This is a genomic window from Pseudomonas sp. Pseusp88 (assembly GCF_047303955.1).
Classification (GTDB): Bacteria; Pseudomonadota; Gammaproteobacteria; order Pseudomonadales; family Pseudomonadaceae; genus Aquipseudomonas.
Genome location: NZ_JBGLYM010000019.1, coordinates 45,292 through 63,956, shown reverse-complemented (window position 1 = coordinate 63,956; position 18,665 = coordinate 45,292). Strand labels below are relative to the sequence as shown.

Sequence of the window (18,665 nt, the reverse complement as noted above, 5' to 3'; positions counted from 1 at the left end):
GGGACCGGCTTCAGCCGGGAAGACGTTTGATCCGACTCTGCAAATGCGGCGGATGTACGGGCTTCTTCCCGGCTAAAGCCGGTCCCACGTTTGTTGCTAATGCTCGACATCCGTCGGCTGCCGTGCTGGCTGGGTCGCTTCCTTGGCGGTCGTCTTCGCCGGCAGTTGCAGGAAGATCCCTGCCGCGAACATCGCCAGCACGCCCACCGAGAGGAAGGTCAGCTGGAAGGCGCCCAGTACGCTGCTGACTTCGCCGGTGGCAACCTGATCGGTGAAGCCGCCGAGCAGGGCGGCGGCGCAGGCCACGCCGAAACTCAGGGACAGTTGCGCCACCACCGACAACAGGCTGTTGCCGCTGGCGGCGCTGGCGTCGTCGAGGTCGATCAGGGTGACGGTATTCATCGCCGTGAATTGCAGCGAGTTCACCGCGCCCAGGCAGGCCAGCAGGGTCAGCAAGGCCCAGTACGGCGTTTCGGCACCGACCAGTGCCACACTCGCCAGCAGAATGCCCAGCAGCAGCGTGTTGCCGGTGAGGATGATGCGATAGCCCAGGCGCTCGATCAGCCAGCGGGCCAGAGACTTGGCGATCATCGCCGAGGCGGCCAGGGGCAGCATGCTCATCCCCGCTTCGGCAGGGGAATAACCCATGCCCACTTGCAGCAGCAAAGGCACCAGGAACGGCAGGGCACCGCTGCCCAGGCGGGCGAACAGGTTACCGAGAATGCCGACGGCGAAGGTACGGGTGCGAAACAGTGACGGCGAGAACAAGGGCGCATCAGTGTGCCCGGCGCGCAGCCAGTAGGCCGCCAGGCAGCCCATGCCGCCGAACAGCAGCAACACTACCCGCAGGTGCGACAGGTGCAGTTCGCCCAGGCCTTCAAGGGCAATGGTGATCAGCACCATCGCCGCGCCGAACAGGACAAAGCCGACACCGTCGAAACGGGTCCGTCCGCCGCCCTGCAAGTCTGGAATAAAGCGCTTGATCGCATAGCAGCCCGCCAGGCCCACGGGGATATTGATCAGAAAAATCCAGTGCCAGCTCAGGTACTGGACCATCCAGCCACCCAGAGTCGGGCCGAGCAGCGGGCCGAGCAGGCCGGGTACGGTGATGAAACCCATGATCCGCACCAGTTCTGAACGCGGGTAGGCGCGCAGCACGATCAGCCGCCCGATGGGCAGCATTAGCGCGCCACCCAGACCCTGGATCACCCGCGCGCCGACCAGCAGGTTCAGCGACCAGGACAAGGCGCACAGCAGCGAGCCGAAGCTGAACAGCAGCACGGCACTGAAGAAGATCTGTTTGATGCCGAAGCGATCCGCCAGCCAGCCTGACGCCGGGATCAACAGGGCGATGGTCAGCATGTAGGCGATGATCACCGACTGCATGCGCAGCGGGTCTTCGGACAGCGAGTGGGCCATGGACGGCAGCGCGGTGTTGAGAATCGTGCCGTCCAGGCTCTGCATGAAGAAAGCGATGGCGACCACCCAAGGCAGCCAGCGCAGGGTTTGGGCATCCAGAATCGGCGTGGTGGTGGGCATGTGGGACAGGGGTCCTTTGATTATCTTTAGAACTGAGTCTTGTGTACGTGAATTGTGGAAACCTGCTGTGCGAGGGCGGATTGTGGGAGCGAATTCATTCGCGAAAGCGGTGTTTTGGCAGATACAAATGCATCGCGCGCACCGGCCTTTTCGCGAATGAATTCGCTCCCACGGTATTTGCCCCCCACAGAACCGGCGCCCATAAATCCACCCATAAACCGGTGTTCGGCTACTACAGCGTCAAAGTCAGGCGGCTGATCAGCGCCCCTGGCAGATGACTGGAATCGGTCTGGCGCTGGCTATAGGTACTGGTCGAGAGCAAGAGTTCCCGCTCTGTAGTCAATTCTTCCAGAGCGGTTCCCAGCAGGCTGTACACGCTGTCATCGAAACGCATGGTGCTGACCGGCGCCTGGATCTTGCCGTTCTCGACCCAGAAAGTAGCGAAGCGGGTCATGCCGGTCAGGCGCGCGGCCGGTTGGTCCGAGTAGTTCAGGTACCAGAGGTTGCTGATATATAAACCGGTGCCGAGCCGTTGCAGAATGTCCTCGATCTCCAGCGTGCCCGGCGCCATGCTCAAGGCACTGGGCGATTCGCCCCAACCGGCACCGTTGGCTTCGAGGCCGTACTCGGCGGCGCTGCGTGAGCCGACCAGTTGCTCCCTGGCCACGCCACCGGCGATCAACGACAGATCCCGACGCGGGTAGCCTTCACCGGAGAAGGCGGGCGACAGCGAACCAATGACCTGCTCATCGATACTCACCAACGGGCTGAGCTGCACGTCGCCGTTATACAGGCGCTGTAACGGGCTGCTCTTGCTGGCCAGATCCTGTGCGGAGAAACCGCCCCAGCAGAGCATGCTCATGACTTCTTCCAGTGCGGCCGGTGCCAGGTAGGCGCGGTATTGCCCGGGTGCCAGGGCGCGCAGGGGTTGGCCGAGGAACTCCAGTTGCTCGCGTGCCAGTTGCAGGCGCCGGGCGAAGGTGTCGTCGTCCCAGGTGTGCCCGGCATAGTTGGCTTTTACTGCCTGACCGTTGGCGTGAAACAGGCTCCAGTCGAAATTGAAACTATTGGCCTGATGCCAACCCAGCGCGCCCCAGGAACTGGCGAAGCCGCGATAAAGCGGCCCGGCGGCATAGAAACCAACCAGATCCAGACCCTCGGCCAGGCTGTCTATACGTTCGACCACGTGGGCGGCGTCCGGCAGTGGCTGGCTCTGCACCTGGCTGCTGAACCAGTCCTGGGTATTGGGCAGCAGATAGGGGTCGCGTGGTAGCAGCACCAGTGTTTCGCGCAGTTGCTGCAAGGCGTCTTGCAGGCGCTGGCGGTCCACCTCGGCATCGCCTGCCAGGGTCAGTTGCAGATCGGCATGGCGACCGTCATCGATCAGCTTGAAGCTCAGGCTCGCCTGCTGCACCTGCCCGGCCTGGCGCACCTTGGCATGGTTGAAACGAATGAAATCCGAGACCTCGGCGTTGTAGGCCAGGGTAAATTGTTCCGTGCCGGTCAGGGCGCCTTTGAGCGTCGCGACCAAGGCTTCAAACTGCTGTTGATGGGCCATCAGGCATCCCCTCCAAACACATCGACCGAAGAGAACACGCAGGCCGGGGAGGCATGCCCGACCCGCACCACCTGATTGGGTTCACCCTTGCCACAGTTGGGCGTGCCGAGCACCTTGAAGGTCGTGGCATCACCCACGGCGCTGAGATTGCGCCAGAACTGCGCGGAAATCCCCCGGTAGTTGGGGTTCTTGACCACGCCCTTGAGTTCGCCGTCTTCGATCAACTGGCCCCACTCGCAGCCGAACTGGAACTTGTTGCGCGCATCGTCGATGGACCATGAACGGTTGGTCGACATCAAGATGCCGCGTTCGATGCCGCCGATCAGTTGTTGCATCGACTGGTCGCCGGGCTCGATATTGAGGTTGGCCATGCGATCGATGGGCGGGCGATTCCAGCTGCAGGCGCGGCTGTTGGCCACGCCCGGCAACCCGGTGCGGAACTGCGACAGCGCGCCGCCCAGCGGACGTTCGAGCAGGCCATCGCGGATCAGGAACTGCTTGCTGGCGGCGCTGCCGTCATCGTCGTAGGCGTAGCTGGCGAGCTGCTCGGGAATCTCCGGATCGAAGGTCACGTTGAGCAGGCTGGAGCCGTATTGCAGATGGCCGAAGTCGCTGGCCTTGACGAAGCTGGTGCCGGCGTAATTGCGCTCGTCACCGAGGATGCGGTCCAGTTCCAGTGGGTGTCCGATGGATTCGTGGATCTGCAGGGTCATCTGGTCTGGCAGCAACAGCAGGTCACGCGGCCCCTGCGGTGTATTGGGTGCCATGATCAGTTGCAGGGCCTGGTCGGCAACCTTGCCCGCCGCACCGATCAGCCCGCACTGGGCGATGACCTCGGCGCCGCCCTGCTGGCCGAAATTTTCCCGACCGAGGCTGCGGCTCTGGCTGTCCTGACCGTCGTAAGCGGTGACGCTCATACCCGGGAAGACAAAACGCTGAGCCTGACGAATCTCGGCGCCTGCGCTATTGAGATAGATCTGTTCGACGTTTTCCAGGCCCAGGCTGACTTGCCAGTTCACCAATCGCGAGTCAGTGGGGACGGCGGCTGATTCTTGCGCAAGCAGTGCGTAGCAATCGCTCAGGGACGCAAACAACAGGTGCTGATTGGGCGACAGGTAATCGGCACGGGCACTCGATACCGCTTGCTCGCTCAGATCGAGCAGGGCATGGGGTGCCAGGCGTCGGGCCTGTTCCTCGGCGTGCTCCAGCGCCGCCTGTAAGCCGCGCTGCGAGACGTCATTGGTCGCGGCGTAGGCTTCCACGCCATTGAGGCGCACGGTCAGCATCGCCCCTTCGTCGCTGCTCAGGTACGGCGGCTCGGCAACGTTCTTGCGTACGCAAAGGTGTTGGCTGGTCTGTTTGACGTAACGCAGGGAGAAGAACTGGGCTCGGCTGTGCAGGGCGGCAAACCGCTGCTTGAGCTGGGCGGAGAGATCGAACATGCAAGGCAGCTCCGGCGGGGGAGGAGTCGGATCCGGCGAGGCGGATCACAGTATGGCGTTGAAACAATCCGTCTAGAGTAGGCCTCTGGAGGCGCAGCTACAAGAGATGCGCATCCCTGTGGGACCGGCTTTAGCCGGGAAAACGGCAGAACAGGCGATAGAAATATATCGATCGTGCCACTGCCTTCCCGGCCAAAGCCGGTCCCACATCATCAGTGCTCCGGGTAGGGGTTACTTGATCTCCCGTACCGGTTTGCCTCGCACCGGCCGGTCTCCGGCAACGAAGTATGCCGCCGTGCTACGCGGCAACGGTTTGCGCCCACGGATCTTGTCGGCGATTTTTTCGGCGATCATGATTGTCGGCGCATTGAGGTTGCCGGTGGTGATGATCGGCATGATCGAGGCATCGACCACGCGCAGGCCTTGCAAGCCATGCACACGGCCTTCGCTGTCGACCACGGCCATGTCGTCGGTGCCCATCTTGCACGAGCAGGACGGGTGGAACGCGGTCTCGGCGTGTTCGCGGACAAATTTGTCGAGTTGCTCGTCGGTCTGCACTTCGATGCCGGGGCTGATTTCACGACCGCGATACGGGTCCAGTGCAGGCTGCTGCATGATCTCCCGGGTCAGGCGGATGCCGTCGCGGAATTCCTGCCAATCCTGTTCGGTGGCCATGTAATTGAACAGGATGCTCGGATACTCGCGCGGGTCCCTGGACTTGATCTGTACCCGGCCACGGCTTGGCGAGCGCATCGAGCCGACATGGGCCTGGAAGCCGTGCTCCTTCACCCCGTTGCTGCCGTTGTAGTTAATCGCTACGGGCAGGAAGTGATACTGAATATTCGGCCATTCGAATTCCGGACGGGAGCGGATAAAGCCACCGGCCTCGAACTGGTTGCTGGCGCCGATACCCTTGCCGAGGAACATCCATTTCGCGCCAATGGGGGGCTGGTTCCACCACAGCAACGACGGATACAGCGACACCGGTTGGGTGCAGGCGTATTGCAGGTACATTTCCAGGTGATCCTGCAGGTTCTGGCCAACCCCCGGCAGGTCATGGACCACGGGAATATCGAGCTTTTTCAACACATCGGCCGGGCCGACGCCGGAGCGTTGCAGCACCTGCGGCGAGGCGATGGCGCCGCTGCACAGCAGCACTTCCTTGCGTGCGCGGGCCTCGGTCGGGGTGTTGCTGTCGCCGACCAGATACGCCACGCCGATGGCACGCTTGCCTTCGAAGAGGATGCGGTCGGTCAGAGCGTGGGTGACGATGGTCAGGGTCGTGCGCTTTTTCGCTTCATCCAGATAGCCGCGAGCGGTACTGGCGCGACGGCCCTGCGGGGTCACGGTACGGTCCATCGGGCCGAAGCCTTCCTGCTGATAACCGTTGAGGTCGTCGGTACGCGGATAGCCTGCCTGCACGCCCGCTTCGACCATGGCGTGGAACAGCGGGTTATTGCCCGCCTTGGGCGTGGTCACGCTGACCGGGCCGTCGCCACCGTGGTAGTCGTTGGGGCCGATATCACGGGTTTCTGCCTTGCGGAAATATGGCAGGCAGTCGAGATAAGTCCAGTCTTCCAGGCCCGGCAACCTGGCCCAGCCGTCGTAGTCCATGGCATTGCCACGGATGTAGCACATGCCGTTGATCAGCGACGAGCCGCCCAGGCCTTTGCCGCGACCGCATTCCATGCGGCGGTTGTTCATGTGCGGCTCGGGGTCGGTCTCGTAGGCCCAGTTGTAGCGGCGCCCCTGCAACGGGAAGGCCAGGGCGGCCGGCATCTGGGTGCGGAAATCCAGACGATAGTCCGGGCCACCCGCTTCCAGCAGCAGCACGGTGACGCCCGGGTCTTCGGTGAGACGGGCTGCCAGGGTGTTACCGGCGGAGCCGGCGCCGATGATGATGTAGTCGAATTCCAAGGGATATCTCCATGGGGAGCTGCAAGCTGCAAGCTTCAAGCTGCAAGGAAAAGCAGTTCGCGTGTTGCTGCGGTCGATGAGCGGTAGTTCAAGCTGCGTTTGATCTGGCTTGCCGCTTGAAGCTTGCCGCTTGGAGCTGCTTAAAAGACCGAGGCGTAATCGCCCAACTCAACCTGCACCGACTTGATCCGGGTGAACTGCGCCAGCGAGCTGATCCCGTTCTCACGGCCCACGCCCGATTGCTTGTAGCCGCCGACCGGCATTTTGGCGTCGGATTCGCCCCAGGCGTTGATCCAGCAGATACCGGCTTCGAGCTGATGAATCACGCGATGGGCGCGGTTCAGGTCGCGGGTGACGATACCGGCGGCCAGGCCGAAGTCGGTGTCGTTGGCGCGGCGGATGACTTCCTCTTCGGTTTCATAGCTGAGGATGCTCATGACCGGGCCGAAGATTTCTTCGCGCACGATGGTCATGTCATCGGTGCAGTCGGTGAATACGGTCGGCGCGACGAAGGCGCCCTTGCCCAGTTCGCCTTCGGTCAGGCGTTCACCGCCGCACAGCACGCGGGCGCCCTCTGCCTTGCCCTTGGCGATGTAGCCGAGCACGCTTTCCATATGGGCGAAGCTGACCAGCGGGCCGAAGTTGGTGTTTTCGTCCTGTGGGTTGCCGACGCGTACGCGCTTCACACGCTCGATGATCTTGGCTTCAAACGCCGCTTTCATTGAACTGGGCACGAACACCCGGGTGCCGTTGGTGCAGACCTGACCGGAGCTGTAGAAGTTGGCCATCATTGCGGTGTCGGCGGCGCGGTCCAGGTCAGCGTCGTCGAAAATGATCAGCGGCGACTTGCCGCCCAATTCCATGGTCACGTCCTTGAGCGACGAACTCGACGCGCTGGCCATGACTTTCTTGCCGGTGTCGGTGCCGCCGGTGAAGGAGACTTTTTCGATGCGTGGGTGTTCGGTGAGCCAGGTGCCGACTTCACGGCCGCTGCCGGTCAGAACGTTGAACACGCCATTGGGTACGCCTGCAGCGGTATAGATCTCTGCCAGCTTGAGGGTGGTCAGGGACGTCACTTCGCTGGGCTTGAAGATCATCGCGTTGCCGGCGGCCAGGGCTGGGGCGGATTTCCACAGGGCGATCTGGATCGGATAGTTCCAGGCGCCGATACCGGCCACGATGCCCAGGGGCTCGCGACGGGTATAGATGAACGAAGTGCTGCGCAGGGGGATTTGCTCGCCTTCGATGGCGGGCACCAGACCTGCGTAGTATTCCAGCACATCGGCGCCGGTGACGATATCGACATAGCGGGTTTCCGACACGGCCTTGCCGGTGTCGAGGGTTTCCAGGTCGGCCAGTTCATCGTTGCGCTCGCGCAGGATCTCAACGGCACGGCGCAGGATGCGCGAACGCTCCATCGCGGTCATGGCGGCCCAGATTTTCTGGCCTTTTTCCGCGCTTTGCACGGCACGTTCGACATCGGCCTGGCTGGCACGCTGTACCTCTGCGAGAACTTCACCGTTAGCCGGGTTGATGGCTTCAAAGGTCGTGCCACTGGTGGCATCGACGTAGGCGCCATCGATGTAGAGTTTTTGCAGTTCGAAACGGGCCATAGAGTCCTCGCGGGGTTCGTTGAGTTGCCGGGCGTGTCAGCGCGTCAGTGCAGCGCCTTGGCCAGTTGGAAATCCATATATTCGTAAGCAATCTGCTGCGCCTGCTCCGTGTCGAAGGCATCCCCCGACAGCGCGCCGCGCAGCCATAAACCATCGATCAATGCCGCCAGGCCACGAGCCGACGTACGCGCCTGCTCCAACGGCAGCAAACGGCGGAACTGGCAGCACAGGTTGGAATACAGACGGTGATCGTTGATCCGCTGCAACCGGTGCAATGACGGGTGGTGCATGCTGGAGGCCCAGAAGGCCAGCCAGGTTTTCATCGCCGGGCCATTGACCTGGCTGGCATCGAAGTTGCCCTCGATGATCACTCGCAGATGCGACCGCGGGTTGTCGTCGCGCAGCGCCAGACGGCGCAGGGTGACGCCTTCGCTCAGGGCGCGCATCAGGTAACTCATGGTCGCCGCGATCAGGCCGTTCTTGTCCTGAAAGTAGTGGCTGATAATGCCGTTGGAGACCCCCGCGAGCCTTGCGATCAAGGCAATGCTGGCGTCGCCCATGCCGACCTGATCGACCGCGCTGAGCGTGGCATGGATCAACTGTTGACGACGGATGGGTTGCATTCCGACCTTGGGCATAACGGTGTGTCTCCTTGTGTCCGGAGTAAATGCTGGGCCATTCAAGGCATTGACCAGTCTAGGGTTTTTTTATTGAACGCTCAATCAACAAAAAACCATGGACGTGACAAAAAGCAGTTAACTGCGGTGTATCCGGTCAGCATCCGGCTGACTTCTGGTATTGCGTGGTACTGGTCTGCCCCGGCGACTGTGGGACCGGCTTTAGCCGGGAAGAGGCCAGAGTTGTCGATACATCTCTGGCGTTTTCACCGATGCCTTCCCGGCTGAAGCCGGTCCCACAATCAATAACTGCCGAGTCAACCGTGATTCTTGCCCAACAACGCGTGATACAGCTCGGTGTCGCCGAGGATGCCAACCACCTGGTTGCCCTCTTGCAGCACCAGTTTATTACCGGTCTGGTAGCGAATCTGCAATGCGTCACGCATGCCGATATTGGAGTGCACGACAGTCGGACGACGGTCCAGGCCTTCTACCGGTTGACCCGGTGTCCAGCTTTGCAGGTCGAACTGGGTAGCGCCCTGACGTGCGCCCTGGATGGTGTTGCCATCCTTGAGGCTCAGCCATGAGTCGCCGCCCGGGTCCAGGCACAGTTCGCCGTTGACTCGCGTGCAGTTGTCCACGGTGCGCATCAGGCTGCGGCCGCACAGCACGTTGAGCGGGTTGGTGTGGGCGACGAAAGTGCGGACATATTCGTCAGCCGGGTTGAGGACGATTTCTTCCGGAACGCTGTACTGGATGATCCGGCCATCTTTCATGATGGCAATACGACTGCCGAGCTTGAGGGCTTCGTCCAGGTCGTGGCTCACGAATACGATGGTCTTGCTCAGTTTGGCTTGAAGGTCCAGCAGCTCATCCTGCAGACCCTGGCGGATCAGCGGGTCGAGGGCCGAGAACGGTTCATCCATCAGCAGGATGTCGGCATCCATTGCCAGGGCGCGGGCCAGGCCGACGCGCTGCTGCATGCCACCGGACAGCTCGTCCGGCTTCTTGTTGCGCCATTGGGTCAGGCCAACCAGTTCCAGCTTCTCGTCCACCAGCTTGCGCTGTTCTTTCTCGGGACGACCCTGCATTTCCAGGCCGAAGCTGATGTTCTCGCGAACCGTCAGCCAGGGCATCAGGGCGAACTTCTGGAACACCATGGCGATGCGTTTGGTACGCATCAGTTTCAGCTCTGCCGGGGTGCAATGGGCGATATCGATCTGTGCGCCTTCATGCTCGACGAACAGCTTGCCGCGGCTGACTGTGTTGAGGCCGTTGATGCAGCGCAGCAGGCTGGACTTGCCCGAGCCGGACAGGCCCATCAGTACGCAGATTTCACCTTTCTCGATTTCCAGGCTGGCTTTTTCCACGCCGACGATCTGGCCGATCTTTTTCAGGATCTGCTCGCGGGTCATGCCCTCGTCCAGCAGTTTCAAGGCTTCGCGTGGATCCTTGGAGAAGATCACATCGACGTTGTCGAATTTGATGATGCTCATGCGTCAGCCCTCACCTTGGCGTCAGGTTGTTTGCAGATGCGGTCGAGCATGATTGCCAGCAATACGATCGCCAGACCGGCTTCGAAGCCCAGGGCGATATCAGCGGTGTTCAGTGCGTTGACCACGGGTTTGCCCAGCCCGTCGGCGCCCACCAGTGCAGCAATTACCACCATCGACAGCGACAGCATGATGCATTGGGTGATACCGGCAGCGATGCTCGGCATGGCATAGGGCAGTTCGATGCGGGTCAGCAACTGGCGGCGCGAGGAGCCGAAGGCTTTACCGGCGTCGAGCAGCTCATGAGGAACATCGCGGATGCCCAGGTAGGTCAGGCGGATCGGCGCGGCGATGGCGAACACCACCGTGGAGATCAGGCCTGGTACCACACCCAGACCGAACAGGGTCAGGGTCGGGATCAGGTATACGAAGGTAGGAACGGTCTGCATCAGGTCAAGGACCGGACGCATCATTGTGTAGAACATGGGTTTGTGTGCGGCGACGATGCCCAGCGGCACACCGATCACCACGCAGACCAGGGTCGCGAACAGGACTTGAGCCATGGTTTCCATGGTTTCCTGCCAGTACCCCAGGTTAAGGATCAGCAGAAAGGAAATGATGACGAAGGCGGTCAGGCCCCACTTGCGTTGAATGTAATGAGCCAGCAGTGCGATCAAGCCAATCAATACCAGCGGATTGAACCAGGTCAGTGCGAACGTCAGGCCGTGAATCATCGCTTCCAGGGTGGAGGCGATTGCGTCGAAGTAGTTGGCGCCGTGCCGCGTCAACCATTCGACGAAGGCGGCGATGTACTGCCCCAGGGGGAGTTTGTGATCAGTCAGCATGGTATCGATTGTCCACATACGGGAGAAAATTAGGACGGCAGGCGGGCGCACCCGCCTGTCATCCGGATTACTTCAGTTTGGCTTCGACAGCCTCCAGACCAGGCTTGCCGTCGATGGTCGTAACGCCGGCCAGCCAGGTTTTCAGCGTGTTCGGGTTCTGCTTGAGCCAGGCTTTGGCGGCAGCTTCAGGCTTCATCTTGTCGTCCAGGATGTTGCCCATCAGCGAGCTTTCCATGTCGACGTTGAATTCCAGGTTTTTCAACAGTTGACCGACGTTGCTGCATTCGGTGGTGTAACCCTTGCGGGTATTGGTCGCCACGGTTGCAGCACCGAAATCGGCACCGAAGAAGTCATCGCCGCCGGTCAGGTATTGAATCTTGAAGCGCTTGTTCATCGGGTGTGGCGCCCAGCCGAGGAAGACCACGTCTGTGTCGCGTTTGGAGGCGCGATCAACCTGGGACAGCATGCCCGCTTCGCTGGACTCGACGACCTTGAAGCCGGCGTCTTTGAGGCCGAAGGCGTTCTTGTCGATCATGCTCTGGATCAGGCGGTTGCCGTCGTTGCCAGGCTCGATACCGTAGATCTTGCCGTCCAGTTCCTTCTTGAACTTGGCGATATCGGCAAAGTCATGCAGGCCTTTGTCGTACAGCGCCTGTGGCACTGCGAGGGTGTACTTGGCGCCCGTGAGGTTGGTCCGCACGGTTTCCACGGTGCCGGCATCACGGTAAGCCTTGATGTCGTTTTCCATGGTCGGCATCCAGTTACCGAGGAACACGTCCATGTTCTTGCCGTCGGCCAGGGACTTGTAGGTCACGGGTACGGAAATCATGGTGGTCTTGGTTTTGTAGCCGAGGGATTCAAGTACCACGCTGGTCACTGCGGTAGTGGCCGTGATGTCAGTCCAGCCGACATCGGAAAAGTTAACGGTGCTGCACTGCGCGGGTTCGGCGGCCTGTGCCAGTACTGGCAGGCTGAGGGCTACGGCCAGCAGCAGCGATTGGGAACCTTTCATGGGTGGTGGACTCCTGTGGTGTTTTCTTCTCGTCATCAGCGCAGATGGCTGTGGCGGTTCTAGGTGTGGCAGCTGAGTGGCGACACTTTTTCACGACAGCTCTATCACTGCGCCGGCGATCGAGTCGGACCGATCATGTAACAGGGAAAATCAAACGCCTACAGGGGGAGTCGTAACCAGTACACAGGGGGTCGTATCCAGTGTTGGTGACGTCGTTTACAGATTTTTTCTGCCACCGAGGGCTGGTTTTCCAGCCTCCATGCGGCAAAAAGCGGCCCCCGCCTGTCGTAAACCGCTATGGCTTGACGCTCCCTGTCACTGGCGACGTTGCTGGGCATGAGTGAGTCGGTGTGAGACGTTGTGACGCAGGGCAAAAGCCCGATGATGCGGCCATTCCGACGGACGCGAGGCTCAGCGTAGCAGCTCCGTCGCCGGTTGCTTTATGCGCCGGGAGTCCCGACCACAGAGGTTCATCAGCAATGGCTATCAGCGTTTTCGACCTGTTCAAGATCGGCATCGGCCCCTCCAGCTCGCACACCGTAGGACCCATGCGCGCCGCCGCATTGTTCGTCCAGGGCCTGCGTGACCGGGGGCAACTGGCGTCGGTACGACGGATCGAAGTGCGCTTGTACGGCTCGCTCTCGGCCACCGGTGTCGGTCACGGCAGCGACAGCGCGGTGATCATGGGCCTGATGGGTGAGTGGCCGGATGCCATCGACCCGTCCCAGATCGGCTTGCGCATCGCCGCCCTGCGCGAAACCGACACCCTGCTGCTCGACAACCGACTGCCGATTCCTTTTGTCTGGCAGCGCGACATGCTGCTGCTCGACGAGAACCTGCCTTTCCACCCCAACGCCATGACCCTGATTGCCGAAGGCGAGGGTGGTGAACTGCATCGCGACACTTATTATTCGGTGGGCGGCGGTTTCGTCGTTGATGAAGCCCAGGCCGCCAGCGGCGTGCTGGACATGGACACCACCGTGCTGCCTTATGACTTCTCCAGCGCCGAAGAGCTGCTGCGCCTGTGCCAGCAACACGGTCTGCGGGTGTCGGAACTGATGATGGCCAACGAAAAAGTCTGGCGCAGCGAAGATGAAATTCGCAGCGGCCTGATGAAGCTCTGGCATGCCATGCAGGATTGCGTCGAACAAGGTCTCAAGCATGAAGGCATTTTGCCCGGCGGCCTCAACGTCCGTCGCCGCGCGGCCAAGCTGCACCGCAGCCTGCAGGAACTGAACAAACCCAACGTGATCGGCTCGACCCTCAGTGCCATGGAGTGGGTCAACCTGTTCGCCCTGGCGGTCAACGAAGAAAACGCCGCCGGTGGCCGGATGGTCACCGCGCCGACCAATGGCGCGGCAGGGATCATCCCGGCGGTGCTGCATTACTTCGTCAAATTCAGCGATGAAGTCAGCGAAGCCAATGTGGTCGACTACTTCCTCGGTGCAGCCGCGGTAGGCATCCTGTGCAAAAAGAACGCGTCCATTTCCGGCGCCGAAGTGGGCTGCCAGGGTGAAGTCGGTTCGGCCTGCGCCATGGCCGCTGCGGGGCTGGCTGATATCCTTGGTGCTACCCCTGAGCAATTGTGCAACGCTGCGGAGATCGGCCTGGAGCACAACCTCGGCCTGACCTGCGACCCGGTCGGCGGCCTGGTGCAGGTGCCGTGCATCGAGCGCAACGCCATCGCTGCCGTCAAGGCCATCAACGCCGCCCAGATGGCCCTGCGCGGCGATGGCCAGCACTTTATCTCCCTGGACCGGGTGATCCGCACCATGCGCGACACCGGCGCCGACATGCATGACAAGTATAAAGAAACGTCCCGCGGTGGCCTGGCGGTCAGTGCGGTGGAGTGCTGATCGTCTCCAGGTAAATCCAGTAGACGTGAGCGCGGTGGGAGCGAATTCATTCGCGAAGAGGCCGGTACATTCGACGCTAATCTGTTGCCTGAACTACCGCCTTCGCGAATGAATTCGCTCCCACAATTCGCTCTCACACGGCCTGCACATTTTGCGCATGCAAGTTAAGCGCTCCGTCATCGAACACCGCTGCATCCGCCCGCCACCTTTTGGCGCGCTTTAAGTAATGTCACAGTGAAATCAGCGGCCTCGTCCGACGCCGCCTGTCACCCGTGAAGGGCAGTGACACTCCGTTTCGAGTCGCTGCCCTGCGCGTCACCCGAGTGCTACCGAAGTGCTCACCCCCACAAGCATTTACACGGCTTGTAAATCCCATAGGTCGCTAATGATTACATCAGGTCGCAGCTGACTAGACGCATCGCGACGTCGTTTTCAGGGTTTATTGAATGCACATCCAAGTTTAGGCACGACAATTGCGATGCATTGCGTAAAGCCCTGTTACGAGAAGGGCAATAAAACAAGAGCCCAGCCTGGGGCCTACAACCGCTTGTGTGAGGAGATACCGTGATGACTTCGTTCAATGCAGGGGCTCAACAGCCTCAGAACCGCGCACCACAATCCATCGGCTTCCTGCTGCTGGATAATTTCACGCTGATCTCCCTCGCATCGGCGGTCGAACCTCTGCGTATGGCCAACCAGTTGTCGGGCCGCGAACTGTATCGCTGGACCACTCTGAGTGTGGACGGTAGCCAGGTCTGGGCCAGTGATGGCCTGCAGATCACTCCGGACGCTTCGATGCACAAGGCCCCGGCCCTGGACACCGTGATCGTCTGCGGTGGTGTCGGCATTCAACGCACTGTTACCCGCGAACACGTCAGCTGGCTGCAGAGCCAGGCGCGTCAGTCCCGCCGCCTGGGTGCCGTGTGCACCGGCAGCTGGGCCCTGGCCTGTGCCGGCCTGCTCGACGGCTTCGATTGCAGCGTGCACTGGGAATGTCTGGCGTCGATGCAGGAAGCCTTCCCGCGTGTCGCCATGAGCACCCGCTTGTTCACCCTGGACCGTAACCGCTTCACCAGCTCCGGCGGCACCGCGCCACTGGACATGATGCTGCACCTGATCAGCCGCGATCACGGTCGCGAACTGTCTGCTGCAATCTCCGAGATGTTCGTCTACGAGCGCATTCGTAACGAGCAGGATCACCAGCGTGTGCCGCTCAAGCACATGCTCGGCACTAACCAGCCAAAGCTGCAGGAAATCGTGGCGCTGATGGAGGCCAACCTTGAAGAGCCGATCGACCTCGACGAACTGGCGGTGTACGTTGCCGTATCGCGTCGTCAGCTTGAGCGTCTGTTTCAGAAATACCTGCACTGCTCACCGTCGCGCTACTACCTCAAGCTGCGCCTGATCCGCGCACGGCAGTTGCTCAAGCAAACGCCGATGTCGATCATCGAAGTGGCGTCGGTCTGCGGCTTCGTCTCCACGCCGCACTTCTCCAAGTGCTACCGCGAATACTTCGGTATTCCACCGCGTGACGAGCGCGTCGGCTCCAACACCGCCCAACAGGTGGCGATGATGCCGATCCCGCAAGCCATGGTCCTGGCACCGCTGTCCGGGCCGATGTCGGCGTTGAGTCAGGCGCGTAATGAGTCGACGTTTGCCAGTGTGCGTCTTTAAGACATAACGCCGCACAACGCATCAGGCCTGACGCACGACGTCAGGCCTGAAGACCTCGCGAACAGGTTCGCGTCTACCCTGCAACGCTGTCGCGGCGGATGGCATGTCGAGCCATCCTTCCAGGTAATGGCGACCGAGATGTTGTTCAAAACCTAGTAGTTCTGCCAGTAGACACTTTTGGCCGGTGTCGTAAAAAATATTCCTGAACCTGATGGCTCGGGGAATGATCGTATGGCGACCTACCACGACAACCTTTTCTGCCGCTATCGCTATGACCCGCTGGATTGCTTGGTGGCTAATGTCTTTTCCGCGCAAGCCCCTGTTCGACGGTTCTATCAGAAAGATTGCCTTGTTACCGAAATTCAAGGCGACACCATGCGCTCGGTCATGCAGTACGAAGGTCAGTTGCTCGCTGAGCAGCAGAGTCATGAGGGCCGTTTGCAGGCCTGCCCGTCAGCCACCGATCTGCAGCGTTCGGTATTGAGCATGCTAGATGCCACTCAGCCGCGCCCTCTCGTCTACACGCCGTACGGTCATTCATTCCGGCACCAGGATTCACTTGGCATGCTCGGCTTTACCGGCGAACGACCGGACTTGATGACCGGCCACTATTTATTAGGCAACGGGCATCGAGCGTTCAATCCGGTATTGATGCGCTTTAACTCCCCGGATAGCTTGAGTCCGTTTGGCAAAGGTGGGTTGAATGCCTATGCGTATTGCTCAGGCGATCCAGTGAATCGGGTGGATCCGAGTGGGCAGTTTTCCATTGCGCCGTTTTTTAGAGCGTTACGAGGCGTTGGGGAACGTAATTTGCCTCGTCGCATATATCAGCCAATTTTTGGCGTAGTAAATAAGCCTATAGACAATTTTCGAAAAATCGCCCCTGGGATAAGTGTTTTTAAAGATGCTTATAAAAATGGTCGTCGTTTAAATATACAGGCACATGGTCAAGTAATAGATGTTGGAGGCGGAACTCGCTCTTATATGTTTTCTGGCGATCAGCCTTTAAATCCAGAGGAGCTTTTTGAATTGCTTACTCGAAATCATATGCGACCCAAGGATTACGATAGTATTAGGCTTATTTCCTGCCACTTGGCCGACGCCGACTACTCTTTTGCTGCAGGTTTTTCACACATTACCGGAAGGCCGGTAAAAGCGTTTTCAGGCGAGATAAGAGGAGTGTGGGTTTCACCTGAAGGAAACGCCCCGGTAGGTTTGGATGTTACTGGAAAAATGAGTATTGCATTATATAAAAAGCGTGGGCTGGGGCGTTGGGTAAACGATTATAAACCCCAAGTATTTAGACCTGTAACATGAATCATGCCAAGTTAATGCTATCGATATTGGCGCTGGGGCTGTCTCCGAGGTATTAAGAGCATTCGCAATATGTTCAGTGCTGGTTTGGTCATTTACTGCCAGACAGTCACACAATGTGTTGCGCAGATCTGGCGACTGCGCAACATCATTCACCTTCACTGATAAGCGCTTTCAGCAATCACCCATGCTGTTGCCGATACTGCGCCAACGCTGGCAACAACTCCTTATCAATCGCCTGGCGCACCGCCGGCAGGATCGTCGCGCTGCCGGTCAGCAGTTGCTCCACCATTCGGCGCAATGCCGTCGCGCGGTCGTTGGTCAGGCCGCAGACGGCCTGGGCGCAGGCTTGTTCTGCTGTGGCGCCAGACGGCATTTCGAAGCCAATCGAGCGCAGCTGGCTGATCAAGTCTTCCTGGTCTATCAAGTCCACATGCATCATGACGTCTGTTCCTTTCAATCGGGGTTGCAACGATTCTGGTAGCGCGGGGTGATGTCGGCAACCCCGATCTCCGCCAATGTCAGAGATGGCTATGAGTATGTCGTTTTCGACTAACTCACCTGTCGGTACAGCGGGCACACTGGCTTCGCTTACCAGGCGCGGGGCATGGTTTGGTCACCCTCTGCACCGCGTGGCTATCTCAGGCAATCCCTCCAGCCCCGGTTATGTGACGGCTTGACCGGGGCGTTTTTTTGCCTGGGCGTTTATGACAATCACCGCTGCAAGCATATGCGCCTGACGGCCGAGCCTTAGTCAGGGAAAATGTTGACGCATGTGTCTGATCTTCTGCCGCCGGGTTTTGCTAAACTGCCGGGCCTTGCAGGAGTCGCCATGAATTACCGTCACGCCTTCCACGCCGGCAACCACGCCGATGTGTTCAAACACCTGGTTCTGTCCCGCCTGATCGCCCTGATGGCGCGCAAGGAACAGCCGTTCGCCTATCTCGACACCCACGCGGGCCTGGGTCTGTACGACCTGCAAGGTGATCAGGCGACGCGTACCGGCGAGTGGATCGAAGGCATCGGCCGCCTGTGGGACGCCGACGACCTGCCGGAATTGGCCGCGGACTATATGAACGTGCTGCGCCGCATGAACCGCAAGGAAGACAGCCTGCGCTACTACCCCGGCTCCCCGGAGCTGGCCCGGCGCCTGACCCGTTCCCAGGACCGTGTGCTGCTCAACGAGAAGCACCCCGAGGACGGGCAACTGCTCAAGGACAACATGAAGGGCGACCGCCGCGTGGCCGTGCACCTGGGCGAAGGCTGGCATGTGCCACGGGCCTTGCTGCCGGTGGCGGAGAAGCGTGCGGTGATGCTGATCGACCCGCCATTCGAACAGCTTGACGAGATGAAGCGCTGCTCTGTGGCGTTGAAAGAAGCTATCGGCCGTATGCGTCAGACCGTGGCGGCGATCTGGTATCCGGTCAAGGATCAGCGCCTGCTCAAGCGCTTCTATCAGGACCTGGCCGAAACCGGGGCGCCAAAATTGCTGCGGGTTGAACTGCATGTGCATCCACTCGATACCCCGGCCAGCCTCAACGGCTCAGGCCTGGCCATCGCCAACCCGCCTTGGGGGCTTGAGGAAGAGTTGCGCGAGCTGATGCCGTATCTGGCGCAGAAACTGGGCCAGACCAAGGGTGGCTGGACCATGGATTGGTTGATTGCGGAGTAGCCGCCTTGAGGGAGTTCACTGCGTTGATAACTCGGTGGGCTCTCTTTGATGAGTATATATAGATCTTCTGCTGTCGGTCTTGAGATGTAAGTATTTCGAATGAATCTAACGCC

At 60.2% G+C, this 18,665-nt stretch carries 14 protein-coding genes; 4 read left to right on the top strand and 10 right to left on the bottom strand.

What is annotated here, in order from left to right; translation table 11 throughout:
- Window positions 1-96: 96 nt before the first annotated feature.
- From mdtD to ACCD02_RS21375, 9 genes are all read right to left on the bottom strand, one after another.
- The gene (gene mdtD / locus ACCD02_RS21415) at window positions 97-1,539 is read right to left on the bottom strand and encodes a multidrug transporter subunit MdtD (RefSeq protein ID WP_413306195.1); all 1,443 of its coding nucleotides are present in this window, start codon (window positions 1,537-1,539) and stop codon (window positions 97-99) included.
- A 232-nt stretch (window positions 1,540-1,771) separates the two neighbouring features.
- Window positions 1,772-3,097: a TldD/PmbA family protein gene (locus ACCD02_RS21410; protein WP_413306192.1), complete on the bottom strand. Its 1,326-nt coding sequence runs from the start codon at window positions 3,095-3,097 to the stop codon at window positions 1,772-1,774.
- The gene (locus tag ACCD02_RS21405; protein ID WP_413306189.1) at window positions 3,097-4,539 is read right to left on the bottom strand and encodes a TldD/PmbA family protein; all 1,443 of its coding nucleotides are present in this window, start codon (window positions 4,537-4,539) and stop codon (window positions 3,097-3,099) included. The genes ACCD02_RS21410 and ACCD02_RS21405 overlap by 1 nt, the downstream gene beginning before the upstream one ends.
- A 231-nt stretch (window positions 4,540-4,770) precedes the next feature.
- The gene (betA, locus tag ACCD02_RS21400; protein WP_413306186.1) at window positions 4,771-6,456 is read right to left on the bottom strand and encodes a choline dehydrogenase; all 1,686 of its coding nucleotides are present in this window, start codon (window positions 6,454-6,456) and stop codon (window positions 4,771-4,773) included.
- Between the two features lie 140 nt (window positions 6,457-6,596).
- Window positions 6,597-8,069 carry a betaine-aldehyde dehydrogenase gene (betB, locus tag ACCD02_RS21395; RefSeq protein ID WP_413306184.1) on the bottom strand — a complete coding sequence of 491 codons (1,473 nt, stop codon included), beginning with the start codon at window positions 8,067-8,069 and terminating at the stop codon, window positions 6,597-6,599.
- Between the two features lie 44 nt (window positions 8,070-8,113).
- Entirely contained in the window at window positions 8,114-8,707 is a 594-nt protein-coding gene (gene betI, locus ACCD02_RS21390; RefSeq protein WP_413306182.1) for a transcriptional regulator BetI, read from the bottom strand.
- 296 nt (window positions 8,708-9,003) lie between these two features.
- Complete coding sequence (choV, locus tag ACCD02_RS21385; RefSeq protein WP_413306179.1) at window positions 9,004-10,182, bottom strand: choline ABC transporter ATP-binding protein; 1,179 nt, start codon at window positions 10,180-10,182, stop codon at window positions 9,004-9,006.
- The gene (gene choW / locus ACCD02_RS21380; protein ID WP_413306177.1) at window positions 10,179-11,024 is read right to left on the bottom strand and encodes a choline ABC transporter permease subunit; all 846 of its coding nucleotides are present in this window, start codon (window positions 11,022-11,024) and stop codon (window positions 10,179-10,181) included. The genes choV and choW overlap by 4 nt, the downstream gene beginning before the upstream one ends.
- A 67-nt stretch (window positions 11,025-11,091) precedes the next feature.
- Window positions 11,092-12,036 carry a choline ABC transporter substrate-binding protein gene (locus ACCD02_RS21375; protein WP_259104369.1) on the bottom strand — a complete coding sequence of 315 codons (945 nt, stop codon included), beginning with the start codon at window positions 12,034-12,036 and terminating at the stop codon, window positions 11,092-11,094.
- 479 nt (window positions 12,037-12,515) lie between these two features.
- On the opposite strand from ACCD02_RS21375, the gene ACCD02_RS21370 reads away from it, so the two are divergent.
- The 3 genes from ACCD02_RS21370 to ACCD02_RS21360 all read left to right on the top strand — a co-directional run bounded on the left by ACCD02_RS21370 (window position 12,516) and on the right by ACCD02_RS21360 (window position 16,883).
- Window positions 12,516-13,892 (top strand): L-serine ammonia-lyase, encoded by a 1,377-nt coding sequence (locus tag ACCD02_RS21370; protein WP_413306174.1) that lies wholly within the window; start codon window positions 12,516-12,518, stop codon window positions 13,890-13,892.
- 567 nt (window positions 13,893-14,459) lie between these two features.
- Window positions 14,460-15,566 carry a GlxA family transcriptional regulator gene (locus ACCD02_RS21365; protein ID WP_413306171.1) on the top strand — a complete coding sequence of 369 codons (1,107 nt, stop codon included), beginning with the start codon at window positions 14,460-14,462 and terminating at the stop codon, window positions 15,564-15,566.
- A 231-nt stretch (window positions 15,567-15,797) separates the two neighbouring features.
- Window positions 15,798-16,883, top strand: a complete 1,086-nt coding sequence (locus ACCD02_RS21360) for an RHS repeat-associated core domain-containing protein (RefSeq protein ID WP_413306168.1) — start codon at window positions 15,798-15,800, stop codon at window positions 16,881-16,883.
- A 178-nt stretch (window positions 16,884-17,061) separates the two neighbouring features.
- On the opposite strand, the gene ACCD02_RS21355 is transcribed toward ACCD02_RS21360, so the two are convergent.
- A complete protein-coding gene (locus ACCD02_RS21355) occupies window positions 17,062-17,322 on the bottom strand; it encodes a hypothetical protein (protein WP_413306165.1) in 261 nt (86 codons plus the stop codon).
- A 390-nt stretch (window positions 17,323-17,712) separates the two neighbouring features.
- Between ACCD02_RS21355 and ACCD02_RS21350 the strand changes: the two genes are divergently transcribed.
- Entirely contained in the window at window positions 17,713-18,552 is an 840-nt protein-coding gene (locus ACCD02_RS21350) for a 23S rRNA (adenine(2030)-N(6))-methyltransferase RlmJ (protein ID WP_413306163.1), read from the top strand.
- The last annotated feature ends 113 nt before the right edge of the window (window positions 18,553-18,665 follow it).